The sequence below is a fragment of the Cytophagaceae bacterium genome, from assembly GCA_016722655.1.
In the GTDB taxonomy this organism is placed as follows: Bacteria; Bacteroidota; Bacteroidia; order Cytophagales; family Spirosomataceae; genus Leadbetterella.
Genome location: JADKIR010000005.1, coordinates 654,729 through 674,250, shown reverse-complemented (window position 1 = coordinate 674,250; position 19,522 = coordinate 654,729). Strand labels below are relative to the sequence as shown.

At 36.0% G+C, this 19,522-nt stretch carries 12 protein-coding genes and 1 pseudogene; 2 read left to right on the top strand and 11 right to left on the bottom strand.

The features are described 5' to 3' along the window. Position 1 precedes the first annotated feature (1 nt). Positions 2–1,129 carry a hypothetical protein gene (locus IPP61_18845; GenBank protein MBL0327186.1) on the bottom strand — a complete coding sequence of 376 codons (1,128 nt, stop codon included), beginning with the start codon at positions 1,127–1,129 and terminating at the stop codon, positions 2–4. After that, on the bottom strand, positions 1,122–1,706 hold the full coding sequence (locus IPP61_18840) for a TetR/AcrR family transcriptional regulator (GenBank protein ID MBL0327185.1): 585 nt from the start codon (positions 1,704–1,706) through the stop codon (positions 1,122–1,124). The genes IPP61_18845 and IPP61_18840 overlap by 8 nt, the downstream gene beginning before the upstream one ends. 212 nt (positions 1,707–1,918) lie before the next feature. On the opposite strand from IPP61_18840, the gene IPP61_18835 reads away from it, so the two are divergent. Continuing rightward, positions 1,919–2,380, top strand: a complete 462-nt coding sequence (locus IPP61_18835; GenBank protein MBL0327184.1) for a DsrE/DsrF/DrsH-like family protein — start codon at positions 1,919–1,921, stop codon at positions 2,378–2,380. Between the two features lie 93 nt (positions 2,381–2,473). On the opposite strand, the gene IPP61_18830 is transcribed toward IPP61_18835, so the two are convergent. Then, positions 2,474–3,700 (bottom strand): DUF1343 domain-containing protein, encoded by a 1,227-nt coding sequence (locus IPP61_18830; GenBank protein MBL0327183.1) that lies wholly within the window; start codon positions 3,698–3,700, stop codon positions 2,474–2,476. A gap of 326 nt (positions 3,701–4,026) precedes the next feature. On the opposite strand from IPP61_18830, the pseudogene ccsA reads away from it, so the two are divergent. Next, positions 4,027–7,105 (top strand): annotated as a pseudogene (ccsA, locus tag IPP61_18825) (cytochrome c biogenesis protein CcsA). Positions 7,106–7,626: 521 nt separating this feature from the next. Here ccsA and IPP61_18820 read toward each other — a convergent pair. The 8 genes from IPP61_18820 to IPP61_18785 all read right to left on the bottom strand — a co-directional run bounded on the left by IPP61_18820 (position 7,627) and on the right by IPP61_18785 (position 19,396). Further along, entirely contained in the window at positions 7,627–9,528 is a 1,902-nt protein-coding gene (locus tag IPP61_18820) for a cytochrome C (GenBank protein ID MBL0327182.1), read from the bottom strand. A 15-nt stretch (positions 9,529–9,543) separates the two neighbouring features. Continuing rightward, positions 9,544–10,740, bottom strand: a complete 1,197-nt coding sequence (locus IPP61_18815; GenBank protein ID MBL0327181.1) for a YeeE/YedE family protein — start codon at positions 10,738–10,740, stop codon at positions 9,544–9,546. A 21-nt stretch (positions 10,741–10,761) separates the two neighbouring features. Then, positions 10,762–11,283: a YeeE/YedE family protein gene (locus IPP61_18810; protein MBL0327180.1), complete on the bottom strand. Its 522-nt coding sequence runs from the start codon at positions 11,281–11,283 to the stop codon at positions 10,762–10,764. Between the two features lie 5 nt (positions 11,284–11,288). Then, on the bottom strand, positions 11,289–12,749 hold the full coding sequence (locus tag IPP61_18805) for a tetrathionate reductase family octaheme c-type cytochrome (protein ID MBL0327179.1): 1,461 nt from the start codon (positions 12,747–12,749) through the stop codon (positions 11,289–11,291). Positions 12,750–13,330: 581 nt separating this feature from the next. Continuing rightward, complete coding sequence (locus IPP61_18800) at positions 13,331–13,939, bottom strand: PorT family protein (GenBank protein ID MBL0327178.1); 609 nt, start codon at positions 13,937–13,939, stop codon at positions 13,331–13,333. Positions 13,940–14,398: 459 nt separating this feature from the next. Beyond that, positions 14,399–16,036, bottom strand: coding sequence for a M1 family peptidase (locus IPP61_18795; protein MBL0327177.1), 1,638 nt, complete (start codon positions 16,034–16,036; stop codon positions 14,399–14,401). Next, complete coding sequence (locus tag IPP61_18790) at positions 16,036–17,685, bottom strand: M1 family metallopeptidase (GenBank protein MBL0327176.1); 1,650 nt, start codon at positions 17,683–17,685, stop codon at positions 16,036–16,038. The genes IPP61_18795 and IPP61_18790 overlap by 1 nt, the downstream gene beginning before the upstream one ends. A gap of 595 nt (positions 17,686–18,280) precedes the next feature. Continuing rightward, positions 18,281–19,396 carry a TlpA family protein disulfide reductase gene (locus IPP61_18785; protein ID MBL0327175.1) on the bottom strand — a complete coding sequence of 372 codons (1,116 nt, stop codon included), beginning with the start codon at positions 19,394–19,396 and terminating at the stop codon, positions 18,281–18,283. Positions 19,397–19,522: the final 126 nt, after the last annotated feature.

Genomic DNA, 19,522 nt, shown 5'->3' with positions numbered 1-19,522 from the left:
ATTAATGATTGTATGTCAAAAGAATATTAAAACCATTTCCGTTAAAAAGTGGTCCCATTTGGTTCTGAAGCAATGAAAATGTTCCCGATTGATTATGAAAGACCATTAAATAAGCTGTGATTTTATTAAATTGATGTTCGAAATTTCCAACTAGAGAATTGATTTCACTTTTTTTGGAATAGATACCATATATACTTATTCTGTTATTAATATCGATAGGATAGGTGGTTACGAGTGCGTTCAGATGAATATTTTGTTCATACTTTCCAAAGTTTTCACCAAAACCCACCCACATTTTTTCAAAGATTACATTTAAACCTGAGCCCAATCCGAAAGTGTAATCGGTGCCCAAAGTGGCGGCAGTTTGATTTCGAAGGGATCCTAAATTTGATTTTCGGAAAATTGAAGTGGCTTCAAACCACAGGCCGACTTTCAGGTCCAATTTGGTATCAAAACCTACCCGGTTTTCTGCAAAGGAGCTACTGACAACCTGCGGGAAATTATCGGGCAAAATCCCTGTCCTTCGATGCCAGGTAAGTGCCATTTCGCCTTTTTTTAGAGGTAATTGAACTCTTCCGCCTATTTCGGGGTATTTTCTTTTGGTACTGAAAATGTCCATTCCACGCACTTCAGTGTTATTTAAAAGAGCCCAAACCCAAAGATTGGCATTATTTACAAAATAATATCTCCCAAGAACGGCTTTTACACCATTCGTAATTTTTAAAGGATCGCGTGGGTCGATTCTGTTGAACCATTGAATGGGTCGAAGTAAAGTAGCTGAGCCGAAATCAATTTTTTGTAAGCCTACTCTTAATTCTGTTTGTTTGGTTGAATATCTAATCCATAGCCTGTACGTTGAAGGATTGAAAGCTAATTTGCCGGAATCGGTGAAGTAGGAAGTGGTGAAATTAAACGAACTTTCGAAGTCAATTTTTCGGGTTGAGTCAAATTCGTATTTTGCCGAATATTCCGGAATATACCTTAAGTTTGAATTAAACTTTTGGGCGTTAGAATAGGCATTTAACCAGGAAAGCTGGCCCTTGAAATCAGATTGGATTTGGGCTTTACTTATATTTTTTTGAAAAAATAATAAGAAAATTAAGAATAATATTTTTCCAAAATTATTCATTATCAGGTATTTGCATTATTCCATAAAAGAAAAAATTATTCAATTCCCGAACGGCCTCTTCAGGTGATTTAAAAATTGACAGAAAGGCCGGGTCTTTCATTTTTTGAGCGAAAGAATTTATCATCAAAATGAGCAATTCTATATTTATTTCTTTTCTGATGAAGTTTTTTTCTTTAGCTTCATTAAAAAAGATCCTTACTTTTTGGATAGATAAATCAGTATGATTTTGAATTAATTTCTGAATATCGGCTTCTTCTGAGTTGAAAATATCACTCAGAAACTCCATACTTATACTCTGACTATTTTCATTTTTTTTCTGAATGATTTCATGAATTTTCTTCTTGAAATCCATGTCGCTATTCATGATTTCATCATAAGTATTTTGCCCAATAATCAGTTCATTTTCAATTACTTTATAGGCGATATCTGATTTGTTGGAGAAGTTGCGGTAAAAGGTCATTTTGCTAATTTCCGCAGAATTACAGATGTCTTCAATGCTTACTTTTTTTAACCCATATCTTTTGAAAAGGTCTCTGGCAGCGTTCCTGATTTTTAATTGTGTCGCAGAAACTTTCATTGTTATTGTTAAGTATAAAATGTTACTAAAACAGTATCATAGTTCAAAAATAGTAACATTTATTTTATTTCCAAAACATTTTTGATTTTTGTTTATTTTTAAAATCAAAATAGCCCCGCCTAAAACAACATATGAACATGTTTTTGATTGAGGTCTGTCATAGTATTTTTCCTAATAATAATTGAACTTTCGAGGGTAAAATATTTTAACTAATGAAAAAGATAATGATTATTTTGTCTAAGGCAACTTTAGACAATGTTTACGCAGCTTTTGTTTTGGCCAATGGTGCTACAATGGAAGGCATTGAAGCTGAATTATTCTTTACTTTTTTTGGCCTGGATGCCATCCACAAAGAAAAACTCAATGACCTCCATATTGCCACCGTGGGTAATCCAGGGATGCATGTGCCCACATTATTAGGTGGTCTTCCCGGCATGGAATCTTTTGCTTCTTCTATGATGAAAAAGGAAATTGACCGGCTGGATTTGCCACCAGTTTCTGAATTTCTTGAAATACTCTCGACTTCCGGTTGTAAACTTTGGTCTTGTAAACTAGCCATGGAGATTTTCCATTATAAAAAAGAAGACCTGATAGATCAGCTTGATGGTGTTTTGACAGTGGGGGACTTTTACAAGCGTGCCGAGGGTAGTGGGGTTCACATGTTATTTATTTGAAAAGAATCTGAAAAATAAAAAGAGACCGATATTTTTATAACCGGTCTCTTTTAGTGTTTGTCTTTTTTTTAACCCAAAAAAAAAGAAATGTTTTTAAGGATACAACAGATATTTCTTCCTCATTTCTTTGTATTTGGTCAATCCCGGTTCCCAGGTTTTTCTGATTTCTACCTCTGAGAGTCCATTTTTTATTTGTTCTTTAAACTCCGGCACACCCGCAAGGAAATCAATATTACCGATTTGGTTGCTTAGGCTACGATCAAAGAACTTATCTTTTTCGGGATATGCATTGTATAATTCAATCATCCAGCTCAGATTGATTTTTTTGGTTTGTCTCAATTTTTCAGTATCAAAATTTCTTAAATCAAGCCCATAACATACTTCGTCCATAAATAATGGCGTTTCGCTCATTCCTTTAATACTCTTTGGGGTATATGAAAAGTCATATTTACCTTTCAGGAGTGGGCTGCCAAAAATCGTGAACGGGTACATAGTTCCCCGACCGTGATTGAGTCGGGTTCCCTCAAACATACAAGTGGCGGGATACAAAAGTATGCTTTGCTGTGTATTTAGGTTTGGCGAGGGCTTAACAGGCAAAGTATAAGGCATATCGTGATTATAATTGGCCACAGGAATCACTTTCAGCTCACATTTTAAATTATTTGGAATCCATTTTTCACCATTTATCATCAACGCAAACTCTCCAATGGTCAATCCGTGAGCAATCGGAACCGGAAACTGCCCAATGCCCGATTTATATTTCATATCCAGAATCGGCCCGTCAATCAGATATCCGTTGGGATTGGGCCGGTCAAGAATCAGCAGTGGTTTGTTGTTTTCAGCACAGGCTTCCATCACATCTCTGAGCACATTGATATAGGTATAAAAACGGCAGCCTACATCCTGAATATCAAAAATCATGAGGTCAATATCCGCCAGGTCTTCTGCTGATGGTTTTCTTTTTTTGCCATATAAACTAATGATTTTCAAGCCGGTAGTTGGGTCTCTTTCATCATCCACTTTATCACCTGCCGATGCTTTGCCCCTGAAACCATGCTCAGGACCAAATGCTTTGGTGATGTTGATTTTTAAAGCTAACAGGCCGTCAACAAGATGTTTGTTTCCAATGATGGTGGTTGGGTTGGCCAGAATTCCGATTCTTTTTCCCTGAAGCAAAGGCAAGTATTTATCCAATTGTTCGGCACCGGTTTTTATTTCCGCCTGCTGAGTTTTGGAAGGAGATTGTGCGTTGTTTTTGCATGAAAACAAAAAAATAAATGATAGAAAGAATAGAATCTTTGTATTAGGTATTTGGGTCATTGATGATGATATTTTTAACAAAAATAGCTTTTTTACTTACATTAAAAAATCCTGCTGAATTTTTGATTAATCGGAGAGAGGTTATCCTTTATTTTTAATTAAACCTTTTGGAAAAACATTTTCTTAAAACCGATTAACCCAAAATTTTCTCACAATTCTTTCTTATTTTCAAATGACCTTTTTTTTTATGTCATCACTAATTGATGTAAAAAGTACTATTTTGGACCATTTTTCTGATTTAAAACAGGTTAAATTATAATTTGAGTTTAATTCTTTAAAGAAAAAATGGTGGTAAATTTGAACACTAATAAATATTCTCATTCAAAATGGAAATCGCTAAAAAGGCTTTTTTGAAACTTACATCTACCCGGGCTGCCGGAATCTATATTTTATTATTTGCTATTGCTATTGGCGTTGCGACTTTTGTCGAAAATGATTTTGGTACTTCATCGGCCCAAAAATTAATATTTAAAAGCAAATGGTTTGAATTATTACTTTTACTTTTCTCCATTTCGATTTTAGCGAATATTTCCCGATATAATCTTATCAAACAAAAAAAATGGGCTTCACTTCTATTTCACCTTTCAATTATTATAATTTTGATTGGCTCAGCAGTAACCCGATACACCGGTTTTGAAGGCATGATGCATATCAGAGAAGGGAACACAAGTAACCAATATCTCACGACCGAAAGTTATTTGAAATTCAGGATCGACCATGATGGAAGAAGCTATTCATTTGACGAACCGATTGAAATATCATCTTTGGGAAATAATAATTTCGAAAAAAAGCTATCAGATCGGAAACAAACTTTTGGAAGTTAATCTCGATGAGGTTTTGCCAAATCCGGTTGAAAAAGTGGTGGCTTCTACAGAAGGAAAACCAATGTTAAAAGTAGTAATAGGAGGTGCCGGAGGAAGAGAAGAATATTTCCTTTCTCAGGGACAACAACAAATCATAAATGGCTTGTATTTTAACTTTTCTGACGAGGCGATACCCAATGCTTTCAATATTCAATTACTAAATAACTCTTTGGTTTTTTCTTCTGATCAGGTTGTAAATCAAATGGTTATGACCACACAAGAGGTGAAAGCTATGGAGCCAAATCAGCCACATCCGCTTTTACTGAGATCATTATACACGGTGGGAGAATCTAGTTTTGTGGTGGGTGAATTCATCGAAAAAGGAGAAGTGAAAATTGAATCAGGCAATAAAAAACTAAATACAGAAAGTCTGGCGGGACTTACGCTTACTGTAAAAGAAAATGGAAAGGCACAGAATGCAATGGTCATCGGAAGACCCAATGAAGAAGGTCAACCCACATTTTTTGAGTTTGATGGATTAAAATTGGAGGTTTCGTATGGTTCCAGAATTGACACACTTCCTTTTTATCTTACCTGCCGTGATTTTATTCTTGAAAAGTATCCCGGAACCGAAAACCCATCTTCGTATGCCAGTGAGGTTACTTTAACCGACAAAAAAGAAAATATTAACCGTGACCAAAGGATATTTATGAACAATATTTTACAATACAAAGGTTACAGGTTTTTCCAGTCTTCCTTTGACCAGGATGAACTGGGCACTTATCTCAGCGTGAATCACGATTTTTGGGGTACCTGGATTTCTTACCTTGGATATGCTTTGCTCACCTTAGGGATGATTCTCAATTTTTTTGACAAGAAAAGTCGTTTTTCAGATCTGTTGAGAAAGCTCAATACTACTTCTGCTAAAGTAATTGTTACTATAAGTCTTTCATTATTAGCTCTTTCTTCATCGGCTCAGCAAGTTTCACCCGAACACGCAAAAGCATTTGGAAAATTAATGGTGCAGGATATGAATGGAAGAATAAAACCCATGAATAGCCTCAGCAATGAAATTCTAAGGAAATTATCAAGAAAAGAAAGCCTGGCTGGTCAATCGGCCGAGCAGGTAATACTCTCGATGATGCTGGACCCTGAGAATTTTGCCAATGTGGAAATTATTCAGATTCCGGATCATCCACAGGTAAAAGAACTGTTAAAAACAGATAAAAGACTTTTGAGCTATAATGCATTTTTTGGAGAAGACGGCAGCTATCTGATGAGTGATGCTGTAAAAGCTGCACAAAATATGATGCCTAAAGATCAGGGGACATTTGAAAAAGCCCTAATCAAAATTGATGAAAAGGTAAACATTGTGAATATGGTCTTTTCGGGTAGCCTTTTCAGATGGTTTCCACAGGTTGAAAATCCCACTTCCCCCTGGCTAACTCCGGCAGATTTGATGGAAGAATATGAAAGTAAAAAAGCAGTTTCAAAATCAAGTAACGTGTTCTGGACCTATGTCAACAGTGTAAATTCAGGAATCACAAGTGGGAATTACTCTGAAGCAGATAAGCAATTGGAGCAAATTATCAATTTCCAAAAAACTAGTGGAGGAGCCATTATTCCTTCCGAAACAAAAATCAATTCCGAGATATTTTTAAACAAAATAGATGCTTTCAATCGGCTCAAAGGCTTTTATGGCATATTGAGTCTGGTTCTTACAGGCTTGTTTTTGTATGGAACTATAAAAAAATCAAAGAACTCTGAAAAATGGACCCGCTGGGCCTATTGGGCAATGTTTATTGGTTTTTTGTTCCACACTTTGGGCTTAGGATTACGCTGGTATATTTCCGGTCGGGCTCCATGGAGCAACGGCTATGAGTCAATGATTTATATCGGTTGGACGACCGTTTTGGGCGGACTATTAATCTCCAGAAAATCATTGGGAGGGCTGGCTGCTACAGCCACGCTTGCTGCTACTATATTGTTTGTGGCCTCCATGAGTTGGCTTGACCCCGAAATCACCCCACTGGTGCCTGTTCTGAAGTCATATTGGCTCACTATTCATGTTTCGCTGGAAGCCGGTAGCTATGGATTTTTATTGTTGGGAGCAGTTATAGGAATGCTCAATCTGGTTTTGATGGTTTTTCTGAAAGAAGAAAACAAAGCCAATATAGAAAGAACGATAAAAGAGTTGACCATCATAAGTGAAATTACCCTGACCACTGGTTTGGTGATGGTTAGCGTAGGTACCTATTTGGGAGGTGTATGGGCCAATGAATCCTGGGGAAGATATTGGGGTTGGGATGCCAAAGAAACCTGGGCTTTGGTTACTATTCTGGTTTATGCGTTCATTTTGCACATGCGTTTGATTCCTAAAGTGCGTGGAGCATTTGCATTTAACTTTGCATCTTTATTTGGCTTTGGAACTGTTATCATGACCTATCTTGGCGTAAATTATTACCTTTCTGGTCTGCATTCCTATGCTGCAGGTGATCCGGTTCCGGTGCCACCTTCTGTTTATTACACTGTTTTGGTTTTAACGGTATTGAGTATTTTGGCATATTTAAAATATAAAAAGTACCTAAAGCCAGCTAAATAATTTTGAATATTTTATCTTTAGAAAAAAAAGAGATTACTGAAGCCAAAGTATTTTTTATAAACTTTAAACGGTGCCCTTACTTTTTCATTCTGGAGTGAGAGATATCTATTGTTTAAGTAATTTGATGTTCTTTTATTTCAAAAGATTTCTTCTGAACCAAATTCTTTTAATCTATCTCTATCCTTTTGAGTTTATCCTAATAAGATTATAACTATATGCTTTTAACCCAAATATCTGAATAGGAATGATGACGAAATAAACGGTCTATCGTATGGTTTGGTGAAATAGTCATAACAACCTAAGGAATAGGTATCGAGAAAACTTTGATTGAGAGTGGCGATGAATATAATGCCAAATATTATTGCAGTCCATGGCCTATTGAGATAATTGAGTTAAATTCATTTTGACTAATTAATACCCGGAAAATCCAGAGAATTTACGGATAAAAAAAAATCTCAACAGAAATAAAACTTCTGTTGAGATTTATGTTTTTAAGATATGTTCTTTCTTAAAATTTCAGATTAGTGTCCACCTCCCTGGAAGAAAGTATAAATAATTAACATAGCGAGTATGGTGCCGGTAACTACTGCCACCAGACCAAACAATCTCAATGCTATTTCGACCCAAAGCGATACCGGTTTATTTACTTCGTATTCTTTAGTAACACCTTGTTTTTTATAGCGTTCCCATTGCTCCTTACGCTCGTGAACCATTTCTTCTTCGGTAATCTGACCATTAAAGATGACAAAATCCATTGGGAATTTTTCAACTCTCAGGTGTGTATTGAAAAAGTGAATGGTAAATATGAATCCTATGGCAAGTAAGGCTTCATCGGAATGTATGATGGTGGCAATATTAAACATCCATCCCGGCATAAACGTACCAAAGAACTCAGGGAACCATAAAATCAAACCACTTGAACCGATGACCGCAACTCCCCAGAATACTGCAAGGAAGTCAAATTTTTCCCAATAAGTCCATCTGTCAAAAGTTGGTTTAGGCCCACGGAAGAAGAACCATTTAAACATTGCCTTCATATCTCTGGCATCCTTCATATTAGGGAACAAGGAATCAGGACCAAACAAACGTTGCCAAATTGTTTCTTCAGGATGATCTTTTGAAAACAGAAAACGAATACTCATCGCCAATGTGACCACAAAGTAACCAAAAGTAATGATAGCACTCACCCGGTGGATAATACCCGCAGTAACCACTCCACCAATGAGATCCATAAATGTTTTGCCCCATGAGGTATCGTTAAATTTCAGAGGAAGTCCGGTAATGGCCAATCCAAGAAAACTAGATATTACAAACAGGTGCAGAATAATATGTACCGGTCTGAATCTTCGATATACTTTATTTTTAATTTTCTCTTTTTTCTCACCCTTAGCTTTGGCAGGAGCGAAGAATTCTTCATTTTGATTTTGTTTCTTTTCAACATACCCCCTGAATGCCCAAAGTAAAGAATGTACCCAGAAAAATATAAAGGTTACACCCATCAGACCATTCATAAACAAAGTTACCCAAAATAAAGACGGATATTTTTCTTTATTGGTAGGCTCAGCATGAGGTATAAATTTGGCAAAACCTGCACTTGCATTTGTATGGCATGCTTTACACGTTTGGGTCAAATTGGCATGATTAACCATCGAATTCTTGTCTTTTTCAGGTAGAATCTTATGTGAGCCATGGCAGTCGGCACAACCTGCAACGCGTTCCGGATAACCCAATCTTATATTTTTACCATGATAGCTTTGGAAATAAGTTTCAGGTGCAATAGAGGTCACATGGCTTTTTGACATAATCTTGGCATCACCATGGCATTTTAAACAAGCCTGAGTGTGGAAAGTACGACCTTGAGCTACATTATCAATTTTTTTGATGGCATGGAGCCCGTGACAGTCTGTACAGGTAGCTGCATCTTTACTTCCGCGTTTCAGAGCTTTAAAGTGAGTAGAGCTGAAATAGTCATTTTCCTTCTCATGGCATTGATTACATAGTTTTGCGGCAGCTATTTTATCGTTTTTAATCGATTTGATTGTATGAATATCATCGTGACATTTTGCACAACCTACTTTTAACCTGGTTGAATTGTGAATGCTACTCTGATGTTCCTTGGCGATGTTGGCATGACAACTACTGCAATTCATCGGCTTATACGACACTACACAAGCCTTTTTGCCAGATTTAGCTTTGGGCATTTGGTGAGCTGCATCGGCTTTTACATGACAGGCTGTACACTTTAATGTTTGGTGTACCGAGCTATTGTATGCATGTGTTGAAATATTATCCTTATGGCATGAAATGCACTCCGTGTTTGACGGAGCTACAGTTTTTGCTGTTTGTGCAATTGCCACTGATGTAAATGATACAATGACCAGCACATTGATAAAATTCTTAATTGTTGAAGTTAATACTTTCATAAGGTTATTAATATTTTAGCCACAAAGCCCTCCGGAACGTTTTTTGGTGCCAATTTTCAGTTTTGGTACAAATGCGTCTTTTTTAAACAGTTTTAATACTTCCACCGGAGGTGAAGAAAGGTTTATGTGTTCTTCATGAACTTTTTTATCGGCAAAGAGACTGTTCCAGTTTTGTAAGCCATTTTCCATAATATACAGATTCTCAATGCCCTGAACTTTTAGGTATTTCCATGCCTGCACTGCTATCGAATCATTTTCGGCAATTAAAATAAGTACTCCGTTTACCGGTAATTGGGTATATGGGGTTACAAATTTTGTATCCAATACGTCATCCATTTTGGCATTTACTGAACCATAAAGGTGAAATGCATTGTATTGAGCTGCAGGTCTTAAATCTAAAGTAATAAGCTTAACTCCGGCGTCATTACTAGTTTTTACATATTCTAATGGATGGATAAATACTTTTTTAGAGGTAAGCATTCCCGAATATTTACTTTCGAGCATTTTCCATTTCCGGGCTGGATCCGGTTGACCAATCATCCAAACAATTACTGACATTACTACCAAAACTCCGGCACCAAACCAATAAGCTTTCCTCGATATTTTCCATGACCACGGCTTGTTGGTTCCTTCATTTCTGAAATATTCTTCTGTTTTTTCAGCTGCATAAAACATCGCTACAGCCATAAGAACTACAGCAAAAACAGTAGCACCCACTGACCAGCCCAGCCAATCAGAAAGCAGGTAACGACCATGAAAAGACGAATACCAGAAATCTTCATAAGTAGGTAAGGTTTCACCGAATACTCCCGCTCCAACTACTGCTCCTACCAGGAAAAACAAACCGTCTAATTTCAGACTCGCTGTTGATACCAATGAGGTCCCCGGACAATAGCCCCCAATTACAAAGCCGACTCCCATGATGAGTCCGCCAATAATTCCCGGCCAAAGGAATGTTTCATTTACTGAGATTTGTGCAAAATCCAAAAATCCCAATCCTGATGATAAAAATATAAGGATACAAGCAACCACAATAGCGGTAAACATGGTTTTGAGTACCGTCATATCTTTGAAATAAAACTGTGCTGCCAACCTGCGTGAGTCGCCAAAACCTGCCAGTTCGAGGGAAACTCCAAAACCTAAACCTATCAGGATAAAAATCAGATAACCACCGATTTTTCCAAATAATGCTATGACATCTATAGGTAACATAATATTTTTTGAATTTAAATTTTAATTAGACCACAGCTTTCTTCCAAAATAAGCAAAAGCATAACCTCCGGCAAAAATGCTTAGCATGAATGCCCAGCTTCCCACAGAAAGGAGGGCTCCTCCAGACAATGCCTGCCCTGAAGTACATCCCCGGGCAAATCTGGCACCATAACCCATGATAGCCCCACCAAGAAGTGCGAAAATCAATCTTTGAATGTTAGTGATTTTTGGTCCTTTGAAAATTTCGACTTTCATACGACCATTATACCATGCTGAAATCATTCCACCTAAAAATGTACCAAAAAGAAGCAAAACACTGGCATGATCGAGCGGGTTGGTATCGCCTGCTCCCATGGATGCAAACGTTCCTACTTTATCAACGTGCGATTGCCACACGAGCTTGGCAAAGGCCACCTGAATACGACTTATAGCACCTGAAGCCCCAAGGCCACTATGAGTTAACACAAAAGCGGCATATAGAACTACCCCTAAAATAGACCCTGCTAAATAAGGGTTGGTGACGGGATTGGGTCTTTTTTTCATATTATCTATTTTTTTATTGTTTTTCCGGCTCCCTGAGCTGGATCGTGTTTATAACCTAACTGTTGCCAGTTTATTCTTCCTTCAGGCGAATGACATTGAACACAAGTCAAGGCATTTTTTTTCGTAGAGACCATATGGTTAATTGGCCAATACATTTTTGTCTTTGTGAATCCATATTTTCCACTGTAGGGCAGATTGTTTAATTCTGCACCTTTGGCAATGGCATATTTCCAGTCAAATTTGGTCCAGTAACCGCCATCACCACTTGTAAGAGGTGGAATCAGGATGTTATTTACCGGATCATAAGGTTGATTGGCATGATGCACTTTGAAAGGCCAGATTTTAGCTTTCGGATCTTTGCGAGAACCAATAGGGTTATTGATATTATGCTCTTCAAGATTATCTAGTTTATCACCCGTAATATAACGCTCCATTTTACCGGTGTACCAGGCATAAGTAGGAATAACTTCTTCTTCATAATGGAACTCCCCTTTAATTTTCAGGTACTCGTGGGCATCATCTTTTCTGGTAGTACTACCGGCTTTTGACCAGTCCCAGGTCATTTTGGTTGGACGTTTTCTTGCAAACTCAGGAATATGACAAGTTTGACAGGCGATGCGTGCAGTATGCTCGTTGAGGCGGTGTTCTTTGTGTGGTTTCTCGGTGTGGCATTTTGCACAATCAAAACGTTCCACTTTAGTTTTTTCAGTGTAAGTAGTATTGAGTTTACCCGAAATCGCATGATGCTTGGTTTCGTGACAATCTATACACTGAAAATTGAGTTTACCGATATGAATGTCGAGTTCTGCATTGGCATTAAGCAAGGATTCGTCGAGGTCACCATGTTTTACACCCATGCCACCACCACCATTGAAGTGGCAAATACCGCAATTGTCGCGATTAGGACGACGCACGCTTGAAGCCACGGTTTTTAAATCTACTGATTTGTCAGGCATTCCGTAATTGGCTTTTGAATAGGTACCGGAGCCATCATGACATACCAGGCAATCCACATTTTCTTCTTTGGTGAAATCATAGTTCTGGTCTTTCCAACCATATCCTGCATGGCATGAAACACAGGATTTCCAGTTGCCAACCACACTGATACAAAAATTATTGACCTGATTTCTCTTTCCGGTTTTAATATTCTTCCCGTTTCTCATAACATCACCACTTTGCCAGGTCCAATGGGGCGTTTTCATTACCTCTTTGGCACTGTTTGGATGGCATTTCAAACAGGTTTTTGTAAGCTCCGTAGGAGAAGTAATCGAATCTTTAAAATAAGCACTGTGATCCAGATGCGGCAAAACACGCCCTTCCAATGGATTGATTGGCTCCGGCATCACCACTTTGTTGGTATTAAGACCAGTTTTAATGGTAAATCCAATCAAAACCAAACCTAGCACTGCAAGAGCGGCTATGCCAATGAGCCGAAGTTTACTATACGTTGTATTGTCAATTCTCATAATATGATAATGTATTTTATCCTTCTATTTCCGGGAAATTCTCAAAATATCTATGAAATGATTTCAAAAAAAAGTATCAAATAAGCTTTTCAGTTAACTGAAGAGTCTTTTTTAAATAATTTTCAGGCAAGTATCTGGTGATGAAAGAGATGTGCCAAAAAATTATTGATTTGATTCATTTTTTATAAGGTTTATTTTAAATTTTTAGAACGAGCTTTTAGGCTTCCTTTTGAAATCTAATCTTTAAAATGAACATATTTTCATATTTTGATATAAGAAAAATTTCGGAACAAATATAATTTGGTGTTTATGGATAAAAACTGACCTTCCTCATTGATTAGAATGAGTTTGGAGTTGTTTTAGTGCAGATTGAAAATTCAAAAACCTCTTTTGTCCTAAATTATTATGCACTTATTAAATTGGATTCGAAATCTATTATTAGAAGAATCAATATGGTTTTTTTAGGAAATTGTGTGAAAGGGAGATTAATGTTTTATTTTTTTTAAAATTATTAATGCTTTGGCGAAAAAAAACCCTTAAAACTTTTGAAAGATTTAAGGGTTTTTAAGGAATAGGAAATTTTAGTTATCACCCACCGGGAAGCTCAGACCTAAATTTACACTTAAATTAAGATTGTGATAATTATTGATTGAAGATTTGAAAATGTCGTTAAAACTCCTTCCAAATGCAGTATCTACATTGAGCCAGGTTCTGGATTTTACAAGGTAATTGATACCGAGCCCAACCTGACCACCAAAATCTATTGGCGTGTAGGCAGATTTCTTGTCAGTTCCCTGGATTTCATCGCCAACCTTGTTTTTTGCTTTTAATAATGCTCCTACATAAGGCCCCGCGAATATTTTTGGCCTTACTTTACTCCCATTATCCCCGAAATAATATACAGCAGAAAGTGGAACTTGTACATAGTGCAACCTAATTATATCTTCTACTTCAGTATAATTGGCTCCCAACTGAGAGTAAATCAGTTTTGCCGATAAGCCGAAATGCTCATTGATACTGTAATTGGCAAATCCGCCTGCATTATAGCCCAAAAGTGGCTCAGTGATAGGGGATGTTTTAATAGTAGCTATATTTAAACCCACTGTAGGGCCTACAGATAAGGTTTGTGCGAAAATCTGACTTCCAAAAATCGAAATCAGGGCCAGGGAAAAAAGTGATTTTTTTAACATTATTTTGGTATTTTTATACCCTGCAAAGGTGAAACAATTAATTCCGATACTGTTACACAATAAACTTTATCATTTATAATTTTCACACTTTGTGGAATAAAATAACCAATTATCTCAGCTTTAGGTTGGTTGCACCATCGCTGATATGAATGTCAAGATTTTCAATTCTTAAAAGGCTCCTGGTTAATTGTCTATCATTCTTTCTTTTTATTAGATTTTGGTGTATGATTTTGTGATGGTGAATTTTTTGGTATTCTAATTACCATATTTTCAGGATTTGTTTTTATTTTTTTTAATATTATAAATAATAGAATTTAAATCAGAGAAAATCATGAAATTAAGGAATAGTCCTTGATTCTTCATTATAAAGTTTTAAACAAATAACATGAGGACAAAAGCATTTTCTATACATTCAGAGTCCAGACTGAGACTAAGAACAGCCGAAAATGTTTCTTAATCCTATTTCCTCACAAAAACATTTTCGCTCAACAAAACATTTCTCGGGTCAAATTCCACTATTTCCGGAATTGCATTCAAATTGAAAGTTTGTATTTGCTGTTTTTTGGTCAGATTCATTTTCAAAATATTGGGCTTGGGATTACCCTTGGTGTAATAGGCTATTTCTATTGGTAAATTAAATGTAAAATCTTGAATTTGAAATAATTGTATAGTTAATTTTTTACTCTTTTCGTCAAAATCCCATGTGCCATTTAAAGAGGGATTAATGGGTTGATACAACCATTGTTTAAAAAACAATTTCAAATCTTTTCCAGAGGCTTTTTCCATCTCTATTCTGAAATCATCAGTTGTGGCACTTCCATTGAAAAACTTAGCATAATAAGATTGAATGCCTTTTTTGAAATTGTTTTCGCCGATCATATCTCTGAGCATGTGCAGTATCCAGGCACCTTTTTGATAGGTTAAACCAGAAGTTACGTCTTCTTTTTCTGCAGTACGCGGACTCACAATACTAAAATCCGGCATTTTTTTGGCCATTTTAAAAACTGATTCTTTTGATTTCATGACTTCCTTGTCAAATTCTTCCTTTCCATATTCCTTTTCTATAAATAGCATCGTAAAAAAAGTAGCGAAGCCTTCACTCAGCCAGGCGTCGTCCCATGTAGTTTCAGTAACACAATTGCCAAACCATTGATGGGCTAATTCGTGTATGACCACATTTCTTAATCTTACGTCTCTTTTGCCATTAATTAATTTATCCGAATAAAATATGGCAGATGAAGTTTCCATGCCACCGCCAGAGTTAACGGATTGAATATTAGCTAGTTTTTCATAGGCAAATGGCCCCACATAGCTGCTGAAAAGCTCTAATACTTTTTTGGTAGGTTCGTCAAAATCATAAAATCCGGCTTGTCTATCTTTGGAATACACCCAGGTTTCGATAGTTTTTCCTTCAAATCTGTCGACATATTTTACAGCAAAATCGGCAACTCCAAGTACGGTCAACCAGCATGAAACCGGTACTGATTGTTTCCAATGGGTCAATTTTGTATTATTTCCCAAGTCAGATTCTTCCATTAACAAGCCATTCGAAATTACTTTATAATGGGAAGGTGCTTTCACTATAAACTCAGAGGTAGCTTTGTCTGACGGGTGGTCATAGGTTGGCAACCAATGGCGTGCTTTATTGGGCCAGTTTTCACAAAAAAAGCTTCTATCCCCATTTCTTGTGGGGCCTATTTTTAGTCCATCAAATGGTATTCCGTGATATTTTATGCTAAATACCAATTCATTGTTGTCAACAGAAGGGCTTGGCAAATTGATGATAATTTCATCGTTTTGATGGGAAAAGAGAACCGGAATGTTCCCAGCTTTTATGGAGTCAATCTGCATTCCTTTACCTTGTCTTTCTGCTGTTTTATTTATAAAATCTAACCTAAATGACTGTATTCCAGCCTTTTTAAACAAAATGCTAACTTTAGCATTTCCCAGGATTTCATCTGTATCATCCGACAATGTAAGATGAAATTCATAATGTTTGATGTCAATGTTTTTATTGACAGGATAATCATCTGCTAAAACGATTTTAGGCAATATAAGCAGACTTATGGCTATTAAAATGTTCTTTAAGTTTGGCATCAATGTATCGTTATTTTTTTGAGATAATTGCCTTTGGGGTCCACTTGGGGGGCGAAATCGCTGGTCACTGTAATTCCTTCAGCAGGGATTATCACTTTCTCTGATTTGCCGTTTGATATAATGTCAAATGGCAAAGGCATAAAGAAATTATTAAGCTTGATCCGGTATTTTTGAAAGCCAATTTCTTTCACATCTATATCCAAAACATCAGTAGTTCTCAAATAAAAATCAAAAAACGGTTTCAGGTTTTTTCCGGCAGCAGAGCTAAAAAGCCTTTCAACATCATCGGAAGTTACGACATTGTCATAAGTGAATTTTGGGTCGGTGGCTAATTTCTTAATTGTAGGAAAGAAAATCTCATCGCCTATTAAATACCTTAAACTATGCATAAAAAAAGAGCCTTTTACATAAATATCTCCCCCGGAATACACTTCTTCTTCTGTTACTTCTTCCCCCAAAACCATCGCTTTTCTATTTCTGACGCCCCTTCTGTGACCGTCTATCATGGTATTATAGGCCTTTTCGCCACCAATTTCTAACATCGCCAATGCTTCCGCGTAGGTGGCAATTCCTTCCTGTATCCACATGTGTGCCCAATCTTTGTTGGTCACCTTATTGGCCCACCATTCATGTGCGTACTCATGAAAAAGGTTATCAGAATATTCCTGCCCGTTGATGGTTTTGTATTTAAATTTGTTGTCGAAAGTTATCATAGTTTGGTGCTCCATTCCTGGATTTGGCACTTCAGCAATTCCGATTTTTTCCTTGACCCAAGGATACTCACCAAAGTACTTTTCCATGATTTTGCTATCCCGCTTTTTCAATTCAATCACCTTTTTGGCTTGAGCGGTATCGGCCTCTAATACATAATACTCAATGGGCACTATATTTCCCGCTATGGTGGTATAGGTGTCCCTGGCCACTTTGTATTTACCGATATTAAACAAAATACAATAGTTACTTATGGTGTAGTTCGTCTTCCAATAATATGTTGATTTGTTTTTTTTGGTGTTTACGTTTATCAATAAACCTGGACCGGCTACAACTAAATTTGAAGGAACGGTGATTTTCATATCAACGCCCTCATTGGGTTCGTCAGAAGGGTGGTCTTTGCAGGGGAAATACATTTTTCCGCCTTCACCTTGAATATTTATTGCTACCCAATCGTTTCCTGCCACATCTTTTGTCCATGTAAAACCCCCATCCCAAGGTGGTCTGATGGCTACCGGGGGGATGCCATTGTATTGGATTTTAACTTTCTGATTTCCTTTTTCAAATCCAAAAGAAGAAGTAATAAATATTTTATCGTCTTTTTGTATGTAAGAGGCCATTTTGCCATTCACTTTAATGGCGGTAACTTTATATAAATGAATCAAATCAAGCATTAATGTGTCGGTTTTTTGTGAAAGATTTAAACTCACCTCAGTAAAACCGGCAATAGATTGCCTGGCAATATCCACTTCCAATTCAATGGTATAATGCCTGATATCCATGATGGCCTGAAGCGGGTTTAGCTTTCCGCCAGATGTAAGATACAAAATATCCCGATTATTTATGTCATCTCTGTTTTGGCTTTTTCCGACAAAACTTAAAAATAGAAATGTTGTAAAAAATGATGTTTTTAAAAGGAAATTTAAAGGAATATTCATTTTGAAAATAGTTTTAGGTTTTCAGGGGGAGGTACCTTGGTTTATCTAAAAATTAAATCTTTATTCGATTTATTAAAAGTATGAAAGTTATTTCTGAAATTTTATATTTTCCTTTACATTTTTAGATGCTTCCCGACAGTCCTAAATGTTTTTTCGGTTTGAAATGGTATTGGCTCTCTGAAAAAAGGTTATTAAAGCCATTTTCTCTGCAGTTTGTGCTATTCTTATTAAATTTAACTTGCCTATATTTGTCTATGAAGCAATACGTACCTATTGAGCAGAAAAGTTAAGCAATTTTGCCTGGTATCATGAGTAGGAAGAATCATCATAAAAGAGTCTCCACCAAATACTTCGAAGTTGCATCTGTTTATGATTTTTTTGGTAAAAATTGGAAGTGTTTCTAACTGAAATATTGGAATTTATTGAATCTAAGTTTGATAGATTTTTTGGAAACTGGAAATAAAGGTTTGATATTTTACTCTAAATCAATAAACCCTTGAAAGAACCATTTACCTTGCGTACAGAGTCCCTTACGGAGACTCAGAACGGATGAAAATTGTCTTTTTGAGATAACATATTTATTAAAAAAGGGAAATTATTTTAAAAATCGCTCAATTTCACTTCTGTTGATTACCCCCATTTTAATATATTTAAAATATCCATTTTCATCAATTAAAATATTGGTGGGATAACCCTTAATATTGAATTTTACCCGGATTGCTTCATCAGCTTGAATATGGGTCCAGAGCATTTTTTTTACTGCCACGAAGACCTTAAGTTTGTCAATTTCTTTATCGGTCGAAAAACTAATAATATCCAAATTGGGATATTCAGACTTTAGTGATACCAATTCCGGGATTTCATAAACACAAGGTGCACAACCCATAAACCAGAAATTAATTAAGGTAATTTTGCCTTTTTGTTGAGTAAAATCGAATTTATTATTGTAAATATCTACTTTTTGAAAATTGATTTTATTTAATGAGTCAAGCTTAGGTTGGTTTTTAAAGGTGACAATATTGTGTAAAAGATTTTTGCGGCACTCAAGTCCAATTTTACTCTTTTGAAATTCAGGAGATAAAGTCAAAAAAAAATCTAAAAAATCTTGAGTTTTATAATAGTTTGCCTGCCTACTATTATAAAATAAACACATTAGAGTTGAAATTTGGTTAGGTCTTTCTCTATAAAAATCCAGATGAGCTAATTTTATTTTCTCATGTTGATTTGCGAATTTGCTTCTTAAAATTTGTAAAGAGTCCTCTGTAGAATAAAAATTTTCAAACTGATTAAAAATTTTATTAGCAGATTCATATTGTGGGCTTAGAAAATTTTCAAGAGAGTCAGAATATTTCGAATAATTAATTAAATGTTTAGAAGAAAAACCTTCATTTTTTTTACAATTTATAAAAAATTTATTTTTCTCCGTTAATGGAACTAAAAACTCAGTAGAAGAAAAAAGTGTATCCTCCCTGATTCGAGAAATATTCAATACGCCAATGTCTTCATCTGTTTTAAATCTCAAAAAAATCAGATTATTTTGGTAAACAGGATTTACTTTAATAGTATCAAACGGCACCCATAAGGAAAAATTGAATTTTTCCTTATGAACTAGGCAATTTTGAATTACTATTTCAATATGATTTTGGCCCAATGTTTTTATTTGGGATATTGACAGAAGAATTGAAATAATTATTGTTACTTTTAATTTCATCCCCATAGAGTCTTCTCCATGGATTCTGTGGAAGCCACTGTGCAGGAGTTTATTTTTAAGTATTCTAAAAGCCATATTTCCCGGATTTGTTTAAGTTTTAAAAATATTGGAATTTGTTGAATCTAA

Coding starts and splice junctions, on each gene's coding strand:
- IPP61_18845 (MBL0327186.1), bottom strand. CDS start 1,129: ATGAATAATTTTGGAAAAATATTATTCTTAATTTTCTTATTATTTTTT.
- IPP61_18840 (MBL0327185.1), bottom strand. CDS start 1,706: ATGAAAGTTTCTGCGACACAATTAAAAATCAGGAACGCTGCCAGAGAC.
- IPP61_18835 (MBL0327184.1), top strand. CDS start 1,919: ATGAAAAAGATAATGATTATTTTGTCTAAGGCAACTTTAGACAATGTT.
- IPP61_18830 (MBL0327183.1), bottom strand. CDS start 3,700: ATGACCCAAATACCTAATACAAAGATTCTATTCTTTCTATCATTTATT.
- IPP61_18820 (MBL0327182.1), bottom strand. CDS start 9,528: ATGAAAGTATTAACTTCAACAATTAAGAATTTTATCAATGTGCTGGTC.
- IPP61_18815 (MBL0327181.1), bottom strand. CDS start 10,740: ATGTTACCTATAGATGTCATAGCATTATTTGGAAAAATCGGTGGTTAT.
- IPP61_18810 (MBL0327180.1), bottom strand. CDS start 11,283: ATGAAAAAAAGACCCAATCCCGTCACCAACCCTTATTTAGCAGGGTCT.
- IPP61_18805 (MBL0327179.1), bottom strand. CDS start 12,749: ATGAGAATTGACAATACAACGTATAGTAAACTTCGGCTCATTGGCATA.
- IPP61_18800 (MBL0327178.1), bottom strand. CDS start 13,939: ATGTTAAAAAAATCACTTTTTTCCCTGGCCCTGATTTCGATTTTTGGA.
- IPP61_18795 (MBL0327177.1), bottom strand. CDS start 16,036: ATGCCAAACTTAAAGAACATTTTAATAGCCATAAGTCTGCTTATATTG.
- IPP61_18790 (MBL0327176.1), bottom strand. CDS start 17,685: ATGAATATTCCTTTAAATTTCCTTTTAAAAACATCATTTTTTACAACA.
- IPP61_18785 (MBL0327175.1), bottom strand. CDS start 19,396: ATGAAATTAAAAGTAACAATAATTATTTCAATTCTTCTGTCAATATCC.